The sequence below is a fragment of the Sphingopyxis selenitireducens genome (genome assembly GCF_051550705.1).
GTDB lineage: Bacteria > Pseudomonadota > Alphaproteobacteria > Sphingomonadales > Sphingomonadaceae > Sphingopyxis.
In genome coordinates, this window is sequence record NZ_JBPULG010000007.1 from 213,834 (window position 1) to 236,287 (window position 22,454).

At 63.5% G+C, this 22,454-nt stretch carries 17 protein-coding genes; 6 read left to right on the forward strand and 11 right to left on the reverse strand.

What is annotated here, in order from left to right; translation table 11 throughout:
• Window positions 1–3: 3 nt before the first annotated feature.
• The 7 genes from ACSYDV_RS21855 to ACSYDV_RS21885 form a co-directional block, all read right to left on the reverse strand.
• Window positions 4–1,935, reverse strand: a complete 1,932-nt coding sequence (locus tag ACSYDV_RS21855; RefSeq protein ID WP_438326187.1) for an amidohydrolase — start codon at window positions 1,933–1,935, stop codon at window positions 4–6.
• Window positions 1,932–2,180: a DUF1427 family protein gene (locus ACSYDV_RS21860; RefSeq protein WP_438326188.1), complete on the reverse strand. Its 249-nt coding sequence runs from the start codon at window positions 2,178–2,180 to the stop codon at window positions 1,932–1,934. Before ACSYDV_RS21860 ends, ACSYDV_RS21855 begins: the two co-directional genes overlap by 4 nt.
• 20 nt (window positions 2,181–2,200) lie before the next feature.
• Complete coding sequence (locus ACSYDV_RS21865) at window positions 2,201–3,037, reverse strand: alpha/beta fold hydrolase (protein WP_438326189.1); 837 nt, start codon at window positions 3,035–3,037, stop codon at window positions 2,201–2,203.
• 71 nt (window positions 3,038–3,108) lie between these two features.
• Window positions 3,109–3,768 (reverse strand): hydrolase, encoded by a 660-nt coding sequence (locus ACSYDV_RS21870; RefSeq protein ID WP_438326190.1) that lies wholly within the window; start codon window positions 3,766–3,768, stop codon window positions 3,109–3,111.
• A gap of 207 nt (window positions 3,769–3,975) precedes the next feature.
• Window positions 3,976–5,358: an efflux transporter outer membrane subunit gene (locus ACSYDV_RS21875; protein WP_438326191.1), complete on the reverse strand. Its 1,383-nt coding sequence runs from the start codon at window positions 5,356–5,358 to the stop codon at window positions 3,976–3,978.
• Window positions 5,351–8,428, reverse strand: a complete 3,078-nt coding sequence (locus ACSYDV_RS21880; protein ID WP_438326192.1) for an efflux RND transporter permease subunit — start codon at window positions 8,426–8,428, stop codon at window positions 5,351–5,353. The genes ACSYDV_RS21875 and ACSYDV_RS21880 overlap by 8 nt, the downstream gene beginning before the upstream one ends.
• A gap of 1 nt (window position 8,429) precedes the next feature.
• Window positions 8,430–9,569, reverse strand: a complete 1,140-nt coding sequence (locus ACSYDV_RS21885) for an efflux RND transporter periplasmic adaptor subunit (RefSeq protein ID WP_438326193.1) — start codon at window positions 9,567–9,569, stop codon at window positions 8,430–8,432.
• A 116-nt stretch (window positions 9,570–9,685) separates the two neighbouring features.
• On the opposite strand from ACSYDV_RS21885, the gene ACSYDV_RS21890 reads away from it, so the two are divergent.
• The 3 genes from ACSYDV_RS21890 to ACSYDV_RS21900 all read left to right on the forward strand — a co-directional run bounded on the left by ACSYDV_RS21890 (window position 9,686) and on the right by ACSYDV_RS21900 (window position 14,071).
• The gene (locus tag ACSYDV_RS21890; protein WP_438326194.1) at window positions 9,686–10,345 is read left to right on the forward strand and encodes a TetR/AcrR family transcriptional regulator; all 660 of its coding nucleotides are present in this window, start codon (window positions 9,686–9,688) and stop codon (window positions 10,343–10,345) included.
• A gap of 355 nt (window positions 10,346–10,700) precedes the next feature.
• Window positions 10,701–12,836, forward strand: coding sequence for a TonB-dependent siderophore receptor (locus ACSYDV_RS21895; protein WP_438326195.1), 2,136 nt, complete (start codon window positions 10,701–10,703; stop codon window positions 12,834–12,836).
• Window positions 12,833–14,071 (forward strand): PepSY-associated TM helix domain-containing protein, encoded by a 1,239-nt coding sequence (locus ACSYDV_RS21900; protein WP_438326209.1) that lies wholly within the window; start codon window positions 12,833–12,835, stop codon window positions 14,069–14,071. The genes ACSYDV_RS21895 and ACSYDV_RS21900 overlap by 4 nt, the downstream gene beginning before the upstream one ends.
• A gap of 59 nt (window positions 14,072–14,130) precedes the next feature.
• Here the strand turns inward: ACSYDV_RS21900 and ACSYDV_RS21905 are convergent, their stop codons facing one another.
• The gene (locus ACSYDV_RS21905; protein ID WP_438326196.1) at window positions 14,131–14,580 is read right to left on the reverse strand and encodes a Fur family transcriptional regulator; all 450 of its coding nucleotides are present in this window, start codon (window positions 14,578–14,580) and stop codon (window positions 14,131–14,133) included.
• A 196-nt stretch (window positions 14,581–14,776) separates the two neighbouring features.
• Here ACSYDV_RS21905 and ACSYDV_RS21910 point away from each other — a divergent pair, with 196 nt between their 5' ends.
• On the forward strand, window positions 14,777–16,867 hold the full coding sequence (locus ACSYDV_RS21910) for a TonB-dependent receptor domain-containing protein (RefSeq protein ID WP_438326197.1): 2,091 nt from the start codon (window positions 14,777–14,779) through the stop codon (window positions 16,865–16,867).
• Window positions 16,868–16,930: 63 nt separating this feature from the next.
• On the opposite strand, the gene ACSYDV_RS21915 is transcribed toward ACSYDV_RS21910, so the two are convergent.
• Together ACSYDV_RS21915 and ACSYDV_RS21920 are read right to left on the reverse strand one after the other, a co-directional pair.
• Window positions 16,931–17,596: a hypothetical protein gene (locus ACSYDV_RS21915; RefSeq protein ID WP_438326198.1), complete on the reverse strand. Its 666-nt coding sequence runs from the start codon at window positions 17,594–17,596 to the stop codon at window positions 16,931–16,933.
• A gap of 295 nt (window positions 17,597–17,891) precedes the next feature.
• The gene (locus ACSYDV_RS21920; RefSeq protein ID WP_438326199.1) at window positions 17,892–20,042 is read right to left on the reverse strand and encodes a TonB-dependent receptor plug domain-containing protein; all 2,151 of its coding nucleotides are present in this window, start codon (window positions 20,040–20,042) and stop codon (window positions 17,892–17,894) included.
• A gap of 284 nt (window positions 20,043–20,326) precedes the next feature.
• Here ACSYDV_RS21920 and ACSYDV_RS21925 point away from each other — a divergent pair, with 284 nt between their 5' ends.
• Both ACSYDV_RS21925 and ACSYDV_RS21930 read left to right on the forward strand, forming a co-directional pair.
• On the forward strand, window positions 20,327–20,647 hold the full coding sequence (locus ACSYDV_RS21925; RefSeq protein WP_438326200.1) for a hypothetical protein: 321 nt from the start codon (window positions 20,327–20,329) through the stop codon (window positions 20,645–20,647).
• Window positions 20,644–21,624: a cytochrome-c peroxidase gene (locus ACSYDV_RS21930; protein ID WP_438326201.1), complete on the forward strand. Its 981-nt coding sequence runs from the start codon at window positions 20,644–20,646 to the stop codon at window positions 21,622–21,624. The genes ACSYDV_RS21925 and ACSYDV_RS21930 overlap by 4 nt, the downstream gene beginning before the upstream one ends.
• Here ACSYDV_RS21930 and ACSYDV_RS21935 read toward each other — a convergent pair.
• On the reverse strand, window positions 21,619–22,005 hold the full coding sequence (locus ACSYDV_RS21935; RefSeq protein ID WP_438326202.1) for a winged helix-turn-helix domain-containing protein: 387 nt from the start codon (window positions 22,003–22,005) through the stop codon (window positions 21,619–21,621). The genes ACSYDV_RS21930 and ACSYDV_RS21935 overlap by 6 nt on opposite strands.
• Window positions 22,006–22,454 lie beyond the last annotated feature (449 nt).

A 22,454-nucleotide genomic window follows, 5' to 3' on the forward strand; every position in this document is an offset into this window, starting at 1 on the left:
CGCTCAGACCGCCCAGCAGCCACAGCCGAACGCACCCCAGAAGCTCTGGACGTCGGCGGCGGGCGTATTGGCGCCAAGCGCTGCAGCATGATCATGGCCGTGTACTTTGCAGGCGCTGGCGCAGCCGCAAGCCGCCGCCATCTTCTGCGCGCCCTCGGGTTGGCGATAATATCCGCCGAAGGTCGCGACGGGCGACCAGTCGGGCATCGGCTTGGGCAGATCGGGGGCGACGGTGCGATAATCTCCCTCGCTGTGGACGATTTTGCCGCCGAGAATGGTCAGAACCGCGCGGAGATGGACAATCTCGCTCTCGGCAACGCCGAAATAATCATCCGACAACAGCGCGAGGTCGGCGAGCTGACCGGCCTTGATCTGCCCCTTTTTGCCGACCTCGTTCGAGAACCATGTGTTCTTTTCGGTCCACAGGCGGAGCGCCGTTTCGCGGTCGAGCCGGTTGCGGACCGGATAGAGTGTCGTGCCGCCCAGCGTCTTGCCGGTGACGAGCCACGACAGCGACACCCAGGGGTTGTAGCTGGCGACGCGCGTTGCGTCGGTGCCGGCGCCGACGGGGATGCCGGCCTCCATCATTCGACGGATCGGCGGGGTGGCCTCCGCCGCCTTGGCGCCATAGCGTTCGATGAAATATTCGCCCTGGAACATCATGCGGTGCTGCACCGCGATTCCCCCTCCGAGTTCCGCGATCCGGTCGATGTTCCGTTCGCTGATCGTCTCGGCATGGTCGAAGAACCAGTTGAGGCCCTGAAGCGGAATATCCTTGTTGACCTTTTCGAACACGTCGAGCGCGCGACCGATCGTCTGGTCATAGGTGGCGTGAAGGCGCCAGGGCCATTTGCGCTCCGCGAGCAGGCGCACGACGGGTTCGAGGTCGCTTTCCATATTCGCCGGCATATCGGGGCGCTCGACGCGGAAGTCCTCGAAGTCCGCGGCTGAATAGACCAGCATCTCGCCCGCGCCATTATGGCGATAAGTGTCGTCGCCATCGCCGGGCTTCACCTGCGTCGACCAGGTCGCAAAGTCCTTGAGTTCTTCCTTCGGCTTTTGTGTGAAGAGGTTGTACGCGATGCGCAGGGTCAGTTCGCCATCCTTGTGGAGCTTTTCGATGATCTGATAATCGTCGGGATAATTCTGAAATCCCCCGCCCGCGTCGATCACGCTGGTCACACCGAGCGAATTGAGCTCGCGCATGAAATGTTTCGTCGAATTGACCTGATATTCCTCGGGCAATTTCGGCCCCTTCGCCAGCGTCGAGTAGAGGATCACGGCGTTGGGCTGCGCTAGCAAAAGACCCGTGGGGTTGCCGGCGGCGTCGCGGACGATTTCGCCGCCCGGCGGGTTCGGCGTATCCTTGGTATAGCCGACGACGCGCAGCGCTGCGGCGTTGAGCAGGGCGCGGTCATAAAGGTGCAGGATGAACACCGGGGTGTCGGGCGCGGCGGCGTTGATCTCGTCGAGCGTCGGAAGTCGCTTTTCCGCGAATTGATGTTCGGTGAAGCCGCCGACGACGCGCACCCATTGCGGGGGCGGCGTGTTCGCCGCCTGCTTCTTGAGCATCGCCATCGCGTCGGCGAGGCTCGGCACACCGTCCCAGCGCAGCTCCATATTATAGTTGAGCCCGCCCCGGATGACATGAATGTGGCTGTCGATTAGCCCGGGGATCAGGCGGCGCCCTTTCGCGTCGATGACGGTCGCGTCGGGGCCGGCGGCGGCGCGAACTTTTTGTTCGCCGCCGACGGCCAGGAATTTCCCGTCACGGATCGCGACGGCTTGCGCCTCTGGATTGGTGCGATCGAGCGTCGTCACCCTGGCGTTGACGATGACGAGGTCGGGCTGGGTCATGGCGAAGCTCTCCGAAGCGGTAACAAGGGCGGTGGTGGCAGCGCCGGCAAGGGCCTGGCGGCGGGTAATCGGGTTCATGTATCATCCTCCTTGCGAGGAGCGGGGGTGCCAAGAATTTGCGGTGCACAATTCTCGCGAACGAAGCGTGCCAGTTCGGGGCCGTCGGCAATACGCTTGACGATTGGCACCATCTGCTCGCCCAGCAGGATTCCGGCGAGGCCGACGAGGGCGACCACCGGAGGGGCGGGAGAACGGACGCCGATGAGGCCATAGACCAGACCGGCAAGCAGCCCCGCGCCTAGCGAGACAAGATAGATTTTCATCGCTCCGTTCTCCCTCTTTATCAGGCTTTGGCAAAGGCGAGCAGGTCGGCGTTCAGGACGTCGGCGTTGACGGTCAGCATGCCGTGCGAGAAGCCCTGGTAGATTTTCAGCGTTGCGTTCGGCAGGATTTCGGCCTGCAGGACCGCCGCATTCTTATACGGCACGATCTGATCGTCATCGCCATGCAGGACGAGTGTCGGCACGCTGATCGCTTTGAGATCGTCGGTCTGGTCGGTTTCCGAAAAGGCCTTGATGCCGTCATAATGCGCCTTGGCGCTGCCCATCATGCCCTGTCGCCACCAATTGTCGATCACCGCCTCGTCGATCCTAGCGCCCGAGCGGTTGAAGCCGTAGAAAGGGCCCGCCGCGACGTCACGGAAGAAGCTGGCACGATTGGCGGCGAGTGCCGACCGGAATCCGTCGAATACTTCGATCGGCAGGCCGCCGGGGTAACGGTCGGTCTTGAGCATGATCGGCGGCACCGCACTCACCAGCACAGCCTTTGCCACGCGGCCCTGCGGGATGCCGTGGCGAGCGACATAGGCTGCGACCTCGCCGCCGCCAGTTGAATGGCCGATGTGGATCGCGTTGCGCAGGTCGAGATGTTCGGCGACCGCTGCGGCGTCGGCCGCATAATGCGCCATGTCATGGCCTTCGCTCACCTGTTCCGACCGGCCATGGCCGCGGCGGTCGTGCGCGACGACGCGGTATCCGTTGGCGAGGAAGAAGAGCATCTGGGCGTCCCAGTCGTCCGACGACAGCGGCCAGCCATGATGAAAGACGATCGGTTGGGCGTCCTTCGGACCCCAATCCTTGTAGAAGATGCCGGTGCCGTCGCTGGTGGTTACAAAAGCCATGAGAAATTCCTTCGGGAAGCTGAAATTCTATCGGGGGTGGGCCAGGCGGTCATGCGCCCGGCCCGGGGGTGTCAGTGGCCGCCTTCCGAAGCGCCGAACATGGCCTTGGCATAAGTGATGCCCAGGCCATAGGCGCCGCCCCATTTGCGGGCGATCCCGGTGGTCAGGTCATAGGTTTCGGCGCGCGCCCAGTCGCGCTGAAGCTCGAGCAGATATTGCAGTGCAGTGATCGGCTTCGCGCCTGCCTGCACCATCCGTTCGACGGCGCGCTCATGCGCCTCTTCCGAAATGTCGCCGCTGGCGTCGGTGATGACAAAGACTTCGAACCCTTGTTCGAGCGCCGAGAGGACCGGGCCGACGATGCAGACGGAGGTCCACAGTCCCGCAAAGACGAGGCGGTCCTTGCCGATGCGATTGATCTCGTCGACGACGGCTTCGTCTTCCCAGCTGTTCATGGACGTGCGGTCGAGCAGCTTCTGGCCTGCGAACGCGTCGGTGATCTCCTCGAACATCGGGCCCGAGAAGCTCTTTTCGGCAACGGTGGTCAGAATGGTGGGGACCTTGAACCCCGCCGCGCCGTTCGAGACGAGGGCAGCATTGTTGCGCAGCAGTTCGGCGGGGATGGATTTCGTCGCGAAGGCCATCTGCGCTTGGAAATCGATCAGGACCAGCGCGTGGTTGAGGGGATCGAGCAGGGCTTTGGCGGGGGTGGGGGTGGCTTTGATCGACATGGCGGCGGTTCCAATCTTGCTGTTTCGAAGTCCCGATCCTCTCGGGGTGACGCCGGTTTAGGCCGGTGAAATTATACGAAACAGTCAGATAAAACTAACCGATATGTTCTATAAATCTGAAAAGCTCTTTGACGGGGGCGGCACCGATCTTACCGGTGCCGCCCCGTTTATTCCCCGGATGTCTGCCTAATGCGTGCATGGACGGTTTCAGCTCCAGCCGCCGCCAAGCGCCTTGAACAGGTCGATCCGCGCCGAACCCAGTTGCTGTGCAGATGCCGCCAGCGTGGCGCGCGCTTCGATCAGCGATTGCTGTGCGATGACGGTGTCGAGCAGCGACAGCGATCCAGCGCGATAGCGGGCTTGCGCAAGGTCGTAGGCGGTCTGGGTCCGGTCCCGCGCTTCGGCAAGCGCCGCATGACGCTGTTGCCCGGCGTCATATATCGCGAGGGCTTGCTCCACCTCCTTGAGCGCGCCGATCACCTTGCCGTCGAACGTGGCGAGCGATGCGTCGCCCTGCGCTTCGGCCTGTTTGACCCGCGAGCGCGCGACCGCGATGTTGGGAAAGCTCCATGACAGCAGCGGACCGAGCGAAAAGCTGAAGCTGTCGCTGCCCTTCGTATCGTCGTTGCGCAGGAAATTGCCGTTCGCGCCAAGCTGGATGCGTGGATAGAGATCGGCGGTTGCCACGCCGATGCGCGCCGTGTCGGCGGCGAGGCGGCGTTCGGATTCGCGCAGGTCGGGGCGGCGGCGGAGCAGGGCGTTGCCGTCGCCAACCGGAAGCGCGGTCACCGGCGCCGGAATCCGGGTGCAGCTCTGGACCTCGGCAGGCACGTCGCCGGGCTGGCCGCCCAGCAAGGCTGCGAGTTCGAGCAAGGCGACGCGGCGTCGGCCTTCGACCTGGGGAATCGCGGCGCGCGCCGTGGCGACGGTGCCGGCGGCGCGTTCAACCTCCAGCCGGCCGACCGATCCGGCGCGTTGCTGCGCGGTCACGATGCGCAGGCTGTCCTCGGCGGTTGCGAGCGAGGCGCTGGCGATTGCCGCCGAAGCGCCGAAAGCGCAGGCGTCGCCATAGGCGCGCGCGGTTTCGGCGGCAACGGTCACGCGAACGGCGTCGCGGACCGCCTCGACGGCATCGGCATCGGCGCGCGCCGCGCCGATCGCGCGGCCGACGCGGCCGAACAAATCAACCTCCCAAGCGACGGCGAGCCCGCCGCTGTGCGTCCATTGCCGGTCGCCGGCGGGTTGCGGGTTGCCGCCCGCCGCGCTGCCGTAGCTGGTTCCGCCACTGAGGTCGGTGGTCGGCAGACGTCCGGCCCGGGCTTCGCCCAGAACGGCGTCGGCCTTTGCCAGATTGGCGTTGGCGACCCGCAAATCGGTGTTCGCGGCAAGCGCGCGTTCGATCAGGCCGTCGAGAACGGGATCATTGTAGAGGCGCCACCAATGATCGGGCAGTTCGGCCGCGCTGTCGACGCCGGCTGCGACGGTCGTATAGGCGCCGGCCGCTTTCGCCACGGGCTGCGGCGGCTCGTAATGCGGGCCGACGGCGCAGCCGGCGGTGGTGAGGGAGAGCAGGAAAAGCAGCTTACGCATATGCAACCTCCGCCTGCGCCAGTTCGGTTTCGCGCGCGCTGTGCGACGCCGCGCGGTGATCCCTGGCGATCAGGCTGTAGACAGTGGGAAGGACGAAGAGGGTGAACAATGTGCCGATCAGCATGCCCATCACGACGACGATACCAATGGCGAAGCGGCTGGAAGCACCGGCGCCGTTGGCGAACAGCAGCGGTACGAGTCCCGCGACCATCGCCGCGGTGGTCATCAGCACTGGCCGCATACGCACCGCCGCCGATTTGCGGATCGCGGCAATCCGGTCGAGCCCCTCGTGCTTCTGGATCTGGTTGGCGAAGGACACCATCAATATGCCGTGTTTCGAAATCAGTCCGATCAGCGTCACCAATCCGATTTGCGTATAGATGTTGAGCGTCGTGTAACCGAGCCACAGCGGCACCAGCGCCCCGCAGATGGCGAGCGGTACGGTGACGAGGATGACCAGCGGATCGCGGAAGCTTTCGAACTGCGCCGCAAGGACGAGGAAGATGACGATCAGCGCGAAGCCGAACGAGATCGTCAGCCGGTCGCCTTCGGTCACATATTGACGGCTATCTGAAAGCCAGTCGACGCTGGTTCCGGCGGGCAGCGGCTGGCTCTTCAGGAAATCGACCGCCTGTCCCATCGTCACGCCGGGCGCCAAAATGGCCGAAAGCGTGACCGAGTTCATCTGGTTGAATTGCGTCAGCCGGTTGGCCTCGGGACGCATTTCGACCTTCGTCACCGTCGACAGCGGCACCAGCGTGCCCGACGCGGTCTTGATATGATATTGACCGAGATTGTCGGGCGTGAGCCGCTGCGCCGCGGGAACCTGCGCGATGACATCATAGGACCGGTCGTGCCAGTTGAAGCGGTTGACGTAATTTTCGCCCACCATCGTCGCCAGCGTGTCGGCGACGGCTTCCATCGTGATCCCCATTTCGCCCGCCTTGGCGCGATCGACGCTGATCCGCGCTTCGGGGCTGTCGAAGGCGAGGTCGCTGTCGACGAAGGCGAACAGCCCGCTTTGCCAGGCCGCGCCCTTCACCTTTTCCAGCGCGGCGTGCAGCGCGGCGAAATCGTCCGACGAGCGGATGACCATCTGCACTGGCAAGCCGCCGCTCGAAGCGGGGAGGGCCGGGGCCTGAAAGGCGGCGGCATAGACACCGGTGATCCCGGCGCCCTTGGCATTGAGTTCGGCCTGAATCGCGTCGGCGCCGCGTTCGCGATCTCCCCATTCCTTCAGGATGACGCCGCCAAAGCCGTTGTTGAGGCCATCGGTGCCATTGTCGAACCAGCTGCTTACATATTCGGGCAGCCCGCGGAACAATTGCTCGACCTCTTGGGCGTAGCGCGCGGTATATTCGACATTGGCATATTGCGGCGCCTTGGTCTGGACGAAGACATAGCCTTGATCCTCCTGCGGCGCGAGTTCGCGCTGCGTGCCGGTGAACAGGATCACGATGGCGCCCATGACGACCGCGCCGACCAGCAATACCGCAGGCCGCGCCGCGAGCGTTGCGCCGAGCAGGCGGCTGTACCGGTCGGTCGCGCGCTGCATATTGTGCTCGATCGCGCGCGACAGTCTGCCCTCGTTCATCTGGCTGTTGAGCAGCAGGCTGCTCATCATCGGCGACAGCGTCAGCGCGACGACCCCCGAAACGACGACCGATCCCGCCAGCGTGAAGGCAAATTCGCGGAACAGCGCGCCGGTCAGCCCGCCCATCAGCCCGATCGGCGCATAGACCGCCGCGAGCGTCAGCGTCATGCCGATGACTGGCCCGACGATTTCGCGCGCGCCGAGCAAGGCGGCGCGGACCGGCGACAGGCCCTCCTCGATATGCCGGTGGATATTCTCGACCACGACGATCGCATCGTCGACGACGAGCCCGATCGCCAGCACCATCGCGAGCAAGGTCAGCAGGTTCAGCGAAAAGCCGAAGGCCAGCATCAGCGCGGCGGTGCCGACGAGCGACAGCGGGATCGTCACCACGGGGATCAGCACGGCACGCAGTGAGCCCAGAAACAGGAAAATAACGATGATCACGATGACGATGGCCTCGATCAGCGTGTGGCTGACCTCTTCGATTGACGCGTTGACGAAATGCGCCACGTCGAACTGGCTGATCACTTCGACCCCCGGCGGCGCCACGCGCTGCATGTCGGGAACCAGCGCCTTGACGGCCTTGACGATCTCTAGCGGATTGCCGTCGGGGGTGGGCGTGATGGCGATCGAGACGGACCGGCGGCCTGATGTCAGCGCGCTGCTGTCGTAATTTTGCCCGCCGATTTCGACAGTCGCGACGTCGCCGAGCTTGACGATCCCGCCATCGACACGCTTCACCACCATCTGCCGGAAGGCGTCGAGGTCGCGCAGGTCGGTGCCGGCGGTGATGTTTATCGCGGTGTCGGTGCCTTTCAGGCGGCCCGGCGCGGACTGAACGTTGTTCGCGCGCAGCGCTGCGGCGATGTCGCCGGCCGACAGACCGCGTGCGGCGAGACGCACGGGATCGACCCACACGCGCATCGCCAGCGTCTGGCCGCCGCTGATCTCTGCGGAGGCGACCCCGGGGACCGCCGTGATCAGCGGCTGTGCGATCCGTGTCGCGAAATCGGTGATCTGTGGGACGGGCAGGGTGTCACTGACGAACGCCAGATATTGCACCGCCGACGCGCCGTCGGTCATCTTGGTGATGACGGGATCGTTGGCCCCGGCGGGCAAGCGATATTTCACCTGCTGAACCTTCGCCAATATTTCGGTCATCGCGCGGTCGGCGTCGGCGTTCAGCACCAGCTTCGCCTTCACCTGGCTCTTGCCGAGGGTCGAGGTGGAGGTGAGATAGTCGATGCCGTTCGCGGTCGCGATCGCCTGCGCGATCGGGGTGGTGACGAAGCCCTGCATGACATCCTGCGTGGCGCCGGGATAGCCGGTGTCGACGACGATCGTCGCGCTTTCCATGTTCGGATATTCGCGCACCGGCAGCGAAAAGAGCGCCGCGCCGCCGACGAGCAGGATTAGCAGGCTGACCACCACCGCGAGGATCGGGCGGCGGATGAAAATGTCGGTGAAGGCCATCTCAGCGCGCTCCCTTGGCCGGCGCGGCGTGTGCGGGTGCGAGCGTCACCGGCGCACCCGGCTGGACGCGCAGCTGGCCGTTGATCACGACGACATCGCGCGGGCGGAGGCCGCTGGTCACGACAACCTTGTCGCCGAAGCGGCGGCCCGTGGTGACGGGTACCACCTCTGCGGTGCCGCCGCGGCCGGCCTTGTCCAGCTTCACGCGCGTGACGCTGTCGCCCGAGGCCGAGGTCTGGATCGCGGTGGCGGGGACGACCAGCGCTCCGGCGATGGGGGGCAGCGCGAGCCGCGCGGTGACATACATGCCGGGCCGCAGCGCAAGGCCGGGGTTGGGCAGGGTCGCCTGCACCATGACGTTGCGTGTGTCCTTGCCGACCTGCGGCTCGATCGCGGTGACGCGCGCGGTGAAGCGCCGGTCGGGCCAGGCGTCCGAAAGGATATCGACCGTCGCGCCGGGTGTCAGGCGGGCGAATTCCTGCTGCGGTACGGCGAAATCGACATAGAGGTTGTCGAGCGCGGTCAGCGTCGCCACCGGATCGCCCGGATTGAGATATTGGCCCGGATTGACCTGCCGGATGCCCAGCGTGCCGGCGAAGGGGGCGCGGAGCTGCTTCTGCACGATCCGCGCATCGATCTGCCGGACCGCGGCATGCGCCTGCGCATGCTCAGCCCGCCGCTGTTCGAGCAGTTCGCGCGGCTCGGCGCCTGATGGCGCGAGTTCGTTCGAACGCGCCAGCTGCAGGCCAGCGAAATTCGCCTTCGCCTGCGCGGCAGCACGATCTGCGCGTTCGGGCGCATCGAACAGTTGCACAAGCAGTTCGCCGGCGCTGACGCGTTCGCCGGCGGTGAAGCGGATCGCGGTCACGCGTCCGGCCACTTCGGGGGCGAGCACCACTTCGCGGACGGCGCGGAGCGAACCGACCGCTTCGAGCGCGGCCGGGACGTCGGTGGGCGTGACCGTGACGGTCGAGACCGGCACTGGTTGCATCTGGCCGGGCGCGGTCTCGACCGTCCGGGCAGCGCGCCAGGCGTAGAGACCGCCCCCGAGCAGGAGCAAGGCAGCCGCGACCGGCAGCACCGGGCGCCAGCGCCGCATGCGGGGAGGGAGGGTTTCGTCGGAATGTTCAGAAGATGACACGGGGGGACCTCATCAAGAATAGACTCATGGTCGAAATTATTGCGAATGGTTATTAGTTGTATCGAGGCGGGTCAAGAGAGTCGCATCGCGGGCCGCGATGCTGCTAGACTGCGTCGATGTCAGAGAGAGACTTTACCTCGGTCAGGCGGGCGTCGGCGCGGCCCGTCCGTCGACGCCCGCGTTCGGGCGACACGATCCCGCCGCCGCCGCGCAGGGCCGATATCCGCCGGGACCAGCTTGTGCGGGCGGCGATCACCTTGCTGGTCGATCGGGGTTTGCCGGACAGTTCGATCGACGACATCGCCGCGCAGGCCGGCGTCGCGAAGGGGACTTTCTATCATTATTTCGCGAGCAAGGCGGACCTGATGGATGCGCTGCGCCAGCATTTCAGCGACGCGTTTCAGGCGCGTGTGGCGGCGGCGGTCGAAGCGCGCGGCCCCGATGACTGGAACGGCCGGCTCGAAGCGTGGATCGTCACGGCGACCGAGGCCTATTTCGACATGCATGCGCTGCACGATGTGGTGTTTCACGGCCCGTCGATGCCGCATCGCCAAGCAATGGACGACACTGACCTCGTCCGCCACCTCGCGGCGCTGGTGGCGGCCGGACAAGTTGACGGCGCGTGGCATCTGTCCGGCGAGAAGCCCGTTCAGGTCGCGGCGTTCATCTTTCACGCGCTCCACGGCATGGCGGATGACGCACTGACGGCGGAGCGATCCGTGGACGAGCTCGGCGCGCGGATCGCGCAGCTTTCGCGGCGCGTGCTGGGCGTCTGAAAAAGCCGATTTGCCGTAATTGACGTACAAGAGATGCTCCATTCGCGAATCGTGGAGCCTCTCCATAAAAGCTGAACCTAAGTTGAGGTAAAGCAAATAATCGCGAGGTGACGGAGATAGCCTCGCGATCACCGGCATATCGCGCTGGTCCGCTTCGACGTCGAATGGCGGTGCACAGAGGCCTGGGCGCGACACTCGATCATATGGCGACGGTCGCAATGGAAGCCGAAGGTCAGGCGATCGACTGGGACGAGCGCGGAAACGAATGGGTTTCGAACGGGCCACAAAGCGCCCAACGAATTCTTGCGAATAATTCTCAACTACGCTAGCGGCGCGGCCGAAAAGGGGAATGAGAATGATTCGCAAGATTGCGCTGGGCTTGTCCGCCTCGGCCGCCGTAATGGCGTCGACTGCTTTAGCTGAAGAGGCGGCGGACAATGCGGGGGACGAGATCATCGTAACCGGCCGCGTGTCGAAGCTTTACCGGGTTGAAGAGACGGCCAGCGGCAAGATGCCGACAGAGCCGCTGGCATCATCGCAGTCGATTACCGTTCTCACCGCAGATCTCATCGAAGACCAGGGCGCTCGCGATGCGCAGGACCTCTATCGTAACATTTCGGGCGTCAGCTTCTTCTCCTACGCTGGCGTGACGGCTCGCGGCTTCCGTCAGCAGGAAAATTTCTATGACGGTCTGCGCGGAGACCCCTATATCGGGTTTGCCGTTCCTCAGCTCTTCAACATCGAGCGCGTTGAGTTCCTGAAGGGGCCGGCTGGCATGCTTTATGGCCAGACCGCACCGGGCGGGCTTTTCAACTATGTGACCAAGAAGCCGTCGCAGACCTTCTCGGCCTCGGCCAAGCTCGTTGCGGGGACCGAAGATCGTTACGGCGGGCAGGTCGAGGTGACGGGGCCGGTGAACGATGCCATCTCCCTGCGCGGCGGTGCCTTTTTTGAAGACCGCAACCTGCCGCGCAAGTTCGCCGGAAACAGATCGCTGCTTCTCGATGCGGGCGCCACCTTCGACTTCGGCGTCGCAAAGCTGACGACACAGGCATGGCGTATCGAGCAGGATCTCGCCGCCAACCGCCTGCGGGGGATTGCGGTGGACGCCGATGGGCATTTCCTTGCTGATCGGCGCTGGAACCATAATGAGCCCAGCGATTTCCTCGACCTTCGCTCGACGGCGCTGCAGGCCAAGCTTGAATTCGAGCCGACCGAGAATCTGAAGATCGATGTGGCGGGGCGTCATATCGATGCATCCGAGAAGCAGAAATATCACGAACCGATTGCCTTGCTCGACCGCAATGCCGATGGACGTTTCGATGCGATCGCGCGGCAATATCGCGATCAGTATCGCGGCACGAAAAGCTGGTCGTTCGGCGGCAATGCTGTCTGGTCGGCCCAGATTTCGGACCGCGTTTCGAACCGGGTGCTCGCAGGGTTCGATTACAGCACCGAGGATGCCGTCTCGACGGCTTCGCAGCTGAACGGGCGTGCGACGGCAGTCGCGGGCTTGCCGTGCCCGCTCGATTTCGCAAACCCGGTGTATCGCGCCTGCGATCCCGCCCTCTATGCCATGCAGGCGGCAAGAACGACCTATACCGATACGAAGCGCAATGGTTTCTATGTCCTGAACGAATTGACGGTAGGCAGGCTGATTGCGGTTGCAGGGATCCGTACCGACAGCTTCGAGGATGTCAGCATCGCGGCGGACGGCTCGCGCACGCAATTCAAGGATCGCGACGAGAGTTATCGCGTCGGCCTCGTCTGGCGCCCGCGCGACGATATCTCGCTATTTGGTCAATATGCGACGAGCTTCGAGCCACAATCCGCCTCGGCGCAGGACCCGCGCGCAGGTGGGCCGTTTCCGCCGACGACGGGCGATATGTTCGAGGGCGGAATCAAAACCGCGCTCTTCGGCGGGCGCGTCCAGAGCGGCTTGTCGGTTTACAAAATCAAGCGGCAAAACCTGTTGCAAGCCGATCCGGACGGGGACACGAATACTCCCCTGGACGGCATCGACAATATGATAGCATTCGGCGAAGTGACCTCGAAGGGTGTCGATGTCGATATCGCCACCGACATTACCGACAATTGGGTGCTGACGCTGACCTACGCCTATAATGACACGAAGATAACCAAGGATAATGGACTCACGCCGCCGACCAATTCGGTCGCGGGTGGCCGTTTTGCGAACGCGCCGAAGAACAAGCTCGGCTTCTGGACGCGCTACCAGATCCCGAGCGCGGGTTTGGCCTTCGCCTTCGGCGGCGACTATGTTTCGAAACGGATCAGCCTCTCGAACCAGCCGGTGAACCCCTATTTCATATTCGACGGATCGGTGAACTGGACGCGCGGTCCATGGGATGTGCGGCTGCGGGTCGATAATATCTTCGACAAGACCTATGCTGCCTCCGGCTTCAACGACCGTGGCGGACATTTTCCGGGCGAGCCGCGATCGGCCTTCGTCGAAGTGGGATATAAATTCTGACCGCACAGGCCGCCAAATCTCCGCCGAAGAAATCGGGTGGGCGCCGCCTTTGGTGGGCCGTCCACCAATGGGTCGGACTCAAGCTGTCGCTGTTCCTCGCGTTCGTCCTCTTCACCGGGACGCTCGCCGTGCTCAGCGCCGAGATCGACTGGCTCATTCATCCGACGCTGCGCGTCGATCCGTCGACGGTCGAAGGACCACCGCGCTGGGACGTGATCGCTGAAAATGCGGCGCGCTATCCCGGCGTGGCCACGATCAACTATATTGCGCGTCCAACCGCAGGCGCGTTCGCGGTGAGGGTTTCGTTTCAGCGCGCCGACGAGAGCCGCGGGTATCTCCATGTCCATCCCACGACGGGGAAGGTGCAGGGGGAGCAGAGCTTCGTCGACGCCCAGCGCGTGCTGCGCAATCTTCACCGCCATCTCAACCTGCCCACCAAATATGGTATTCCGATCGTCTGCTCGATGGCGATCCTCTTGCTGATCAGCCTCGTCACCTCCTTCGTCGTCTATCGCAAATGGTGGCGCGGTTTCTTCAAGCCGATCCGCTGGCGCGATATTCGCACGGCTTGGGGCGATTTCCACCGACTGGCGGGGGTCTGGAGCCTGTGGTTCGTCGCGCTGATCGCGATTACGGGCCTCTGGTATCTCGTCGAACAGCTTGGCGGCGACGCACCCGATCTTCCAGAACCCGCGAGCAAAATTGTCGCTTTGCCGTCAGGGGCTGCGGCCTTGGGCGCGGCACGGCGGCTGAATGCAAGTCTGGCGGCAGCGACGAGCGCCGACCCGGCGCTTGCCATCGAGTCCGTTCAGTTTCCGGATGAAAAGTCTGGCGCCTTCGTCTTTCAGGGCCAGCGAAGCGCCTGGCTGGTCCGCCCGCGCGCCAATGCCGTGTGGGTCGACGCGGCGTCCGCACGCTTCGTGACGGCCAGCGATGGCGGCGACCTCGGCGTGCACCAGCGCATTTCCGAGATGGCCGACCCGCTGCACTTCGGGACTTTCGCGGGCTATTGGACGCGTATTCCCTGGTTTCTGTTCGGCCTTTTGATGACCGGCCTGGCCTTGTCCGGCGCCGCCATTTACTCGCACCGCATCGCCCACGGCGCGCGTCTCGCCGTCGCTAAAAGGCCGATTATGTCGGGCGTTTGGCGAGGCATGGGGGGATGGCGATGGCTCTCCCTTGCCCTTGTCCTGACCGGCGGCGTGATGATCGGCTGGATGTTCTACAAGGGCTGAATGCGTTGAGGCCGGCTTTCGCGATCGCCTATCCGGACGCTGCCAGTCCCGCGCCCTGATCAGATCGATTGCGCTCCCCGGCGACATGATGGGCAGATACCTACAACTTCAGCGATCACGCGTCCGCGTTTGAAGCCCGACCTGCTGCAAATCCGGTCGAGCGCCATATCGATTTCTAGATCCAGTGCTGCGGTCCGCCCGCAGCGGCGGCAGAGCGTGATCATGCCGGGGGCCCCGGGGGCCTTCACATAGGCGTTCAGCGATTCCACACGGCGGATGCGCGGACCTAGTCGCTCGAGGGCGCGATAAACCTGGTTTGGCGCCATCGGCGCGCCGAGTGCGCGCGCCTGCCGCGCGATGGCGTAGGCGCCGAGCGGGGCGTGGCTGGCGCAGAGGATCGAAAGAACGATCGCCTCTAGGATCGCGGACGTGCGCTTTCTTTCCGATCCGTCCGCCTCGGCGCCGTTCGCTTCGCCTGTCGACGACCGGCGCTCCCGATCATCGGTCAAGGGACCGGCGCAAGCGCCAGTTGGCGAGGCCAAGGCACCACGCTGAAATCGCTGTTATTTCGACGAGGCCGGCCGTTGTCTGGCGCCGGGCAAGGCGCGCGGGGAGAGCATGCATGAAAGAAAAAATCCCTGCCGGGGTTGTGGTATGAGATAACGTATCATATACGGCCGCCGTCCAGATAGGAAAGGGGTTTTTGTGAAATTTCGAGTATTTTTGCTGTCGGCTGCGGTTCCGGCAGTCGTCCCGCATATGGCCTTCGCCGCCGAATCGATTCCGGTAACGAAGCCCGCAACGCCGCCCCACGCGGGGTTCATCCAGGCCGGCAGCACCGCCAATCCCGAGATTATTGTGTCGGCCAATGTGCTCGGTCTTCGAGCCGATGAGACCGCCACGCCCGTAATCACGCTTTCGGGCGACGAACTCATCCACCGCCGTCAGGCGACGCTCGGCGATACGCTTGCAGGGCAACCAGGCATTAATTTCGACAATTTCGGCGGCGGCGCGAGCCGGCCGGTCATTCGCGGACAGACCGCCCCGCGCGTTCAGGCGCTGTCCGACGGTGCCAGCGTCCATGACGCTTCGGCGATCTCGCCCGACCATGCGGTTACGACCGAACCGCTGTTGCTGCGCGGGATCGAGGTGCTGCGCGGTCCCTCGGCCCTGCTCTATGGCGGCAGCGCAATCGGCGGCGCGATCAATCTGCTCGACGAGAAGGTCCCCACGTCGATCCCCGACGGCGGCATCGCGGGCACGCTCGAGGGCCGCTTCGGCACCGCGGACGATGAGCGGTCGCTTGTCGGCGGGGTCACCATCGGCGGGCAGGGGCTGGCGCTGCGCATCGAAGGCGTCCATCGCTCGTCCAACGATTACCGCGTACCCAAGGGGTTCGGCGAACGCCATGTCGACGGGTCGTATAATGACACCTCGACCTTCACCGTTGGCGGTTCATGGGTCGGCAGCGGGGGGTATCTGGGCGTCGCCTATACGCGCCAGCGCAGCGAATATGGCCTGCCCGGCCACAGTCACGATTATGAGGGATGTCATCCCCACGGCAGCAGCCTTCACTGCGGCGGCCACGGGCATGACGACGAGGATCATGACCACGACCATGATCACGACCACGAACATGAGGAAGTGCCGTTCGTCAAATTGCGTAGCGAACGCTTCGATATCCGCAGCGAATATGAAGACCCGCTGCCGGGCTTTGAGAAGGTGCGCTTCCGCCTCTCGTTTACCGATTACGAGCATGACGAGATCGAACATGACGAGGTCGCGACGACGTTCAGCAACAAGGCGCACGAACTGCGCTTCGAACTGGCGCACAAGCCCATCGGCCCCCTGCGCGGTGCGTTCGGCGTCCAGCATTCGGAAAGCAAGTTCAGCGCGGTTGGAGAGGAAGCCTTTCTGCCCGAAAGCGAAACGCGCAATACTGCGCTCTTCCTGATGGAAACGCTTGATGCCGGTCCGGTCCGCCTCGAACTCGCGGCGCGGCAGGAATGGCAGCGGATCGAGACGACGCTGAACCGCGAGGTCCGTCACAGGCCCTTCTCGATCTCCGGCGCGGCGATCTGGGACATCGGGGGCGACTATTCGCTCGCATTGTCGCTCGCGCGATCGCAGCGCGCGCCCAATGTGCAGGAATTATATGCGCGCGGTATCCACCTTGCCACCAACACCTACGAACTCGGCACCGCGACGCTGGGCAAGGAAACGGGCAAGTCGGTCGACCTGACCTTCCGCAAGACGAAGGGGACGACGACTTTTACCATCGGCGCTTATCATCAGGATTTCGACGACTATATTTTCGCGAATACGCTCGACCAGTTCGAGGATTTCCGCCTTATCCGCTACACCGCTGCCGACGCGACCTTCACCGGTGTCGATGGCGAGGTGCGGCATGACTTCGGCGCCGTCGGCGTGTCGCTGTTCGGCGACTATGTGCGTGCGAAGCTGAAGGGTGGCCTCGGCGATCTGCCGCGTATCCCGGCCGGACGGCTCGGCGCGCGGGCCGATGGGCGTTGGGGGCCGTTGTCGGGCGACGTCGAATTTTACCATGTGTTCGAGCAGGGGCGGATCGCCGCGTTCGAAACACGGACGAAGGGCTATGACATGCTCAACGCGACGCTGGCCTACAAGCTCGCGCTCGGGCCAAAGGCTGACGCTGAATTGTTCGTACGCGCGACCAACTTGACCAACGAACTCGCCTATAACCACGCGTCCTTCATCAAGAATGCGTCGCCGCTGCGAGGGCGCAACTTCGTCTTCGGGCTGCGCACCAGTTTCTAGGCCAACGGGGCGGCCGGAAGGAGGGGTGTCTAGTCCCGCGCCCCTCCTTCCCCAGCCGGCGGATCAGGCCGGTTCGGCGGCGAGAATATAATCGAATCCGTGGCGCAGGCTTCCCTCGCGCTCGATATGCCTCAGGGCTTCGGTACGTAGTATCTCTCCGCGCGCCGCGAGCGACGCCGACAGTGCCCGATCGGCGATCTTCGCGAGGCGCGGGGCGCACATATCGATCTGGCTGTTCACGAAACGCTGTTTGTAGCGATTGGCGAAGCGCTTTGCCGCGATCACCCGATATCCCGACGCCTCGAGATGATCGACCGCCCATTGCGCCGGATATTCGCGATAGGGCTGTTCTCCCGCGAGGAGCAGGCATGCGTCGCGAAAGCGACCGATCTCCCAGACCAGTCGGCTCGGGGGCGTTTCAGGCGCTCCGGTGACATAGGGTTCAAGGCCCACAACATACAGGCGCCGTTTGACGAGCGGGCGCAGCCGTTCGAACAGGCGATGCTGAAAATAGGGTGCGAAACCGTCGATCGCGCCGAGAAGATAGTCGGCAAGCACCGTATCATAGCTCTCGCCGGCGAGCAGGTCCGGGTTGGCCCAGTTGCCGACCACGATACGGTCCCGGGGACGCCGGGTTGCGGCGACTGCATCACCAACCTGAATGGCATGCGCCTCGGCGCCGCTCACCGCAGTCCAGCGGTCGGTCGCGAGGGTGCTGATCCAGCCCATGGAATTCGTGCCGGTTCCGGCATCGAGAAAGCTCCCCCAAGCTTTGCCATCATGAAGTCTCTCGACCTCTTCGAACAGGGTTGAAAAGGGGCGGTGCGCTGCATTCTGTAGGGGCATGGTAATGATATAGAGTATCATTACGCTGAATGGAAAGGGCCTTTTATGCTGGTTGGAAATGTCAGTTACGGGCCGCGAAGCCTATGGCCCACTTCGCGGCCCTTTTTCCTGGAATCGGCCTCTCCCCACAGGCCAGAAGCGGCCGTGACTTGTGTCGATAAGACTGGCCTTCGCGGGATCAGTAGCGCGCCCGGACCGTCGCAAACAGGGTGCGTCCCGGCTCCGGGAAACCGTCCGTGAGGCTATATTCCTCGTCCAGGATATTTCGTGCGCCGATGCCGATGTCGATCTTGTCGCTAATGGAATATTCGATCCGGATGGCGGCGCTCACATAGGATCCGGTCCGGACGTAGCGGGCCGGCTGCGTCGTCGGCGTGGCTGTGAACAATGTCCAGCGACTGGACGCGAGCTCGACGCTTGGCTGGATATGCAGTCCGCCGAGCGGAGACCAGTCGGCATAGACAAGCGCCTTGTGTGTCGGCACGCCGGTTGGCCGGAACGCGGGATTGGCGGCATAGGACAGGTCGCGCTTGGTAAGCGTATAGTTGGCCCCGACTTCGAATCCTTGCGTCAGGGTCGCGGTGACCGACGCTTCGGCGCCATAATATTCACCGCTGCCGACATTTTGGCTCTGGGTCAGATTCCGAAGCGTGCAGCCGGGTGTTGGCGTTGCCGGGGGCGTGGTCGAGGCGGTGCATGGATATGCGGGCGTCAGCACGCCGAAGATTGCGTCGTCGATCCAGCTGTAGAAGATTGCGCCGTCGAGCCGCACGCCGCCGCTTGTCCAGCTTCCGCCGATTTCGGCATTGGTCGCGCGCTCCGCCTTGAGCTGCGGGTTTGGAATGGCGGTGTTGAACCGCTGGCTGAACCGCTCGAAAATCGTCGGGAAGCGCGCACGCGACGACAGGCTGGCGTGCAATGTCACGGCGTCGCTCGCATCCCAGTCGAAGCGCCCCTGAAGATTCCAGGTCTCGGCATCCTTCCGTGGATATTGATAGATGACGGAGGGCGTTCCGGAGGTGCCGAGCGGCGAGCCGAACTCCTCCGCGCGCTTGAGGTCGCGCCAGTCGAAGCTCCCGCCGACCTTGAAACGCAGCGCCGGGGTGATCGCCAGTTCGTTTTCGAGCGCGATTGAAAATGTGTTTTCGGTCTGCGTTTGCGGCGGCTCGGTCGTTCCCACCCCTGCGGTCGAGAAGCTGGTCTGCGCCTCGACATGCTTGTCGTGGCGATAGTGGAAGGCAAGGCGCAGCGTGTCCGCGTCGCTTACCCGGAAATCCAGCTGGGTCGATCCGCCCCATGCCTTGTCGAAATAGGGGCTGTCGAATGCGAAGGGACGGCTTTGCGTCGTCTGGGTGCGGTCGTTGAACGAACGCAGGATCGAATCGAACTGATTATAATAGGCGCGCGTCTTGAGCGTCGCACGGTCGCCGAGCGCGGTCGTCGACAGGAAATAGACGCTTTCGATATCCCAGAAAGGCCAGTTCCAGAATCGCGGCGTCGTGACGAGATCGCTGACGTGAAGCGGAGCATTCTTCGCACCTTCCTGCCGCGTATAGCTGATCGCATATTCGTCGGTGTCGTTGGGCGTGTAACCAAGCTTCACGTTGACGCGCCAATCGCGGGTGCGGGAGAAATCGCGTTCACCGCCATCTTCAAGTGCCGGAACGATCGGCGTGAAACTTTTCGGCAGGTCCCAATGGTCGGTGAAGCTCCGCGCATAGCTCGCCTGCGCGTACCAGCGGTCCTGTCGTGTGCCGATAAGCGCGGATGTCGAATAACCGGCATATCCGACATCATTATCGAAATTGACCGTGCCGCGCACATCGATGTCGAGCGCCTTGGTCGGTCGCTGCGTCACGAGGTTGATCGCGCCGCCCATCGCGCCGGGGCCGTCGAGTACCGACGCATAGCCTTTGGCGACCTGTACTTCGGAAATGTCAGTGGTCAGGAAGCGGCCATAATCGAGCCGGTTGTCGGCAGGCAAATAGACACGAATGCCGTCGATCGACAGCGGCACCTGAAACCGGTCGAAGCCGCGCACGAAGACCAGCCGCTCATTGCGCGTGCCGCCGCTGTTACCCGCAACGACCCCCGGCATCAGATTGACCGCATCGTCGAGCGACGTGCGATTGAATTTATAGATCGCCTCGGACGACAAGGCTTCTCCGTCGATTCCGATCCCAATCCCCTCGCTGCGCGGCGCGGTGACGACGATCTGGCCGAGTGCGAAGCGATCGTCTTCCGATAACGGGTTTCCGCCGTCTTGAGCATAAGCCTGCGGCGCAAACATGCAGGTCGCGCAAAGCAGGAATGAGAGGGTGGGCTGCATGAATTTCCCCTTTTTTTATCGCCGAATCTCTATATCCAGCGGTATATAGTGTTTGATCGAAAGGAAAGCCGCTGATGCCTCGCTTCGCTCTTCTGCTAGCGTGCGCGCTTCCGGCGTCGCTTGTCGGCCCGCCTTCACAAGCCCGGCAAGCAGAGGCACCGCCGGCCTGCACCGCGCCCGCGGAGCTTCCCGCGCCGCTGACAGGATGGGCTGCCCCCGGCACCATGAAAGCGGAGGCCAACGCCAAGGGAAGTGCAACGGCCCGCTTGATCTCGGGAAGGGCGATGCAGTTCAAATTGTTGCCGACGCCGAAAATTGCCTATCCGCTGCGGCCCGAAAAGCCGGGTGGGAGCGTAAGCTTTGGCGGACTGGCCAGCTTCACCGTTGCGGAAGAAGGCATGTGGCGGGTGGCGCTGAGTTCGGGCGCATGGATCGATGTCGTGAAAGATGGCGTTGCATGGCCATCGGTCGCTCACGGGCGCGGTCCCGACTGCTCGGGCATCCGCAAGATGGTCGATTATCGGCTGACGCCCGGCACCTACATGCTGCAAGTTTCCGCGAACGGGACCGACGCTTTGACGCTTCTGGTTGCGCCCCTGCCGTGAAAGCGTTCCTCGGCGCGGCAGCGTTGCTTCTGACCGCGGCGACAGCGCCACCCTGGTCCTGGAACCTGCCTCCGGGCGTCCTGCCGCCGCCGGTTCCGCGTGACAACCGGATGAGCGATGCCAAGGTCGAACTCGGGCGGCGGCTTTTCTACGATGCCGACCTGTCGCTTGACGGTACGCTCGCTTGTGCCGGTTGCCACGAACAGAAGCGCGCTTTCGCCGACGGCAATGCGACACGCCCCGGCGTCCATGGAGACCCCGGCCGCCGCAACGCGCCCGGGCTTGGCAATGTGGCGTGGCTGCCGCGGCTGACCTTCGCCGATCCATCTGCAACCTCGCTTGAAGTGCAGGCGCTGATCCCGCTGCTTGGCGAGAATCCCGTTGAGATGGGGATGACAGGCAAGGAGGCGGAGCTAGGTCGGCGGCTCGGCGCGAACCGCTGCTACCGCCGCATGTTTGCAAAGGCCTTTCCCGAGCAGCAGGGGCGAATCGATGTGCCGAACGTCGCGGCGGCGCTCGCCGCATTCCAGCGGACGATGGTCGCGCTCGACAGCCCGTATGACCGCGCCGTGCGGGGCGATCTGGCCGCGCTGACGCCGCTTCAGCTTGAGGGGCAAGGCGTGTTTCAGTCCGCCGGCTGTACTTCCTGTCATTCGGGGCCGCTGCTTACCGATGCGGCCTATCATCGCCTCGGCGATCCAATCGGATCTGATCGTGGGCTTGCCGAACATACGGGCCGCGAGGCCGACGAGGGTTATTTCCGCACGCCGCCGCTGCGTAACGTCGCCGTGACCCGGCCATGGTGGCACGACGGGAGTTCTTCCACGCTGGCCCATGCTATCCGCCGACATCGCGTGGCGCTTTCCGACACGGAGATGGCGCCGCTCCTCGCTTTTCTCGAAGCTCTGACCGACAAGCAGTTTCTGGTGGAACCGCGCCTCGGGCGTCCCGACTGGGCTTGCGGCAAGCGGTTATGAACTTCTGGCCGCATCCGGTGCCAACGGAACCTCCCGCACTTTACGGCCTAGCTCCCGATACGCGTCTCCATGGACCGACTGGAGTGCCGACCTCTGGATTTCCCGATACGCCGCGAGTATTTTCTGTCCGGCATCGGTGACCCTGGCGCCGCGTTCTTTTCCGCCGCCGGCTATCGTCTCCACCAGCCGTTCCGTCCAGCAGCGATTCATGGCATCGACGAGGAGCCAGCTACGCCGATAGCTCATGCCGAGCGCGCGTCCTGCGGCCGAGATGGAGCCATGCGTGTGAATGGCGTCGAGAAGGTCGGCTTTGCCGGGCCCCATCGCGATCTCGTCGCCACACAGCAACTGGACTTTCAGTTTCAGAACGGGTTCGGCCATGAGCGTAAGATAGGCTCCTCGCGCCCGGAGTAAGACCTTACTCCCACTCAATTATCAATCAGAAAATAAACCATTGAAATATAATATAAAATAAATTTACTGGGCGAAAGTGCCGTCTGCCAGTCCATCAGAAATTTTTACTTTTAAAATCAAATCGATATCTGCCCATCGAATATAGCGAACCTTCCAGTGACAATCGCGAAATTTCAACACGATGAGGCCAGTCACAGAATTGAGATGCGCGTCTCCCTTTCTGTGACGAAATTAATGGAAAAGATTTTAAGCGATATCGCAAGAGGTGGGTTCCTCGCCACGCAGCCGAGCACAGTAAATCAATCCACGAAAAGTATGGGGGATAAGCGGCGGCAACCTAACGACCCGTCAACCCGGCAAATTGCCCAGCGGTCAGCATAAAATTTCCATTCAGGTGCTCTGGGATCCGGATTACG

Bases quoted from the DNA above. Each gene is read 5' to 3' on its own strand.
- ACSYDV_RS21890 (WP_438326194.1), top strand. From the start codon at position 9,686: ATGTCAGAGAGAGACTTTACCTCGGTCAGGCGGGCGTCGGCGCGGCCC.
- ACSYDV_RS21880 (WP_438326192.1), bottom strand. From the start codon at position 8,428: ATGGCCTTCACCGACATTTTCATCCGCCGCCCGATCCTCGCGGTGGTG.
- ACSYDV_RS21860 (WP_438326188.1), bottom strand. From the start codon at position 2,180: ATGAAAATCTATCTTGTCTCGCTAGGCGCGGGGCTGCTTGCCGGTCTG.
- ACSYDV_RS21935 (WP_438326202.1), bottom strand. From the start codon at position 22,005: ATGGCCGAACCCGTTCTGAAACTGAAAGTCCAGTTGCTGTGTGGCGAC.
- ACSYDV_RS21865 (WP_438326189.1), bottom strand. From the start codon at position 3,037: ATGGCTTTTGTAACCACCAGCGACGGCACCGGCATCTTCTACAAGGAT.
- ACSYDV_RS21875 (WP_438326191.1), bottom strand. From the start codon at position 5,358: ATGCGTAAGCTGCTTTTCCTGCTCTCCCTCACCACCGCCGGCTGCGCC.
- ACSYDV_RS21925 (WP_438326200.1), top strand. From the start codon at position 20,327: ATGCAGTTCAAATTGTTGCCGACGCCGAAAATTGCCTATCCGCTGCGG.
- ACSYDV_RS21915 (WP_438326198.1), bottom strand. From the start codon at position 17,596: ATGGGCTGGATCAGCACCCTCGCGACCGACCGCTGGACTGCGGTGAGC.
- ACSYDV_RS21870 (WP_438326190.1), bottom strand. From the start codon at position 3,768: ATGTCGATCAAAGCCACCCCCACCCCCGCCAAAGCCCTGCTCGATCCC.
- ACSYDV_RS21920 (WP_438326199.1), bottom strand. From the start codon at position 20,042: ATGCAGCCCACCCTCTCATTCCTGCTTTGCGCGACCTGCATGTTTGCG.
- ACSYDV_RS21855 (WP_438326187.1), bottom strand. From the start codon at position 1,935: ATGAACCCGATTACCCGCCGCCAGGCCCTTGCCGGCGCTGCCACCACC.
- ACSYDV_RS21895 (WP_438326195.1), top strand. From the start codon at position 10,701: ATGATTCGCAAGATTGCGCTGGGCTTGTCCGCCTCGGCCGCCGTAATG.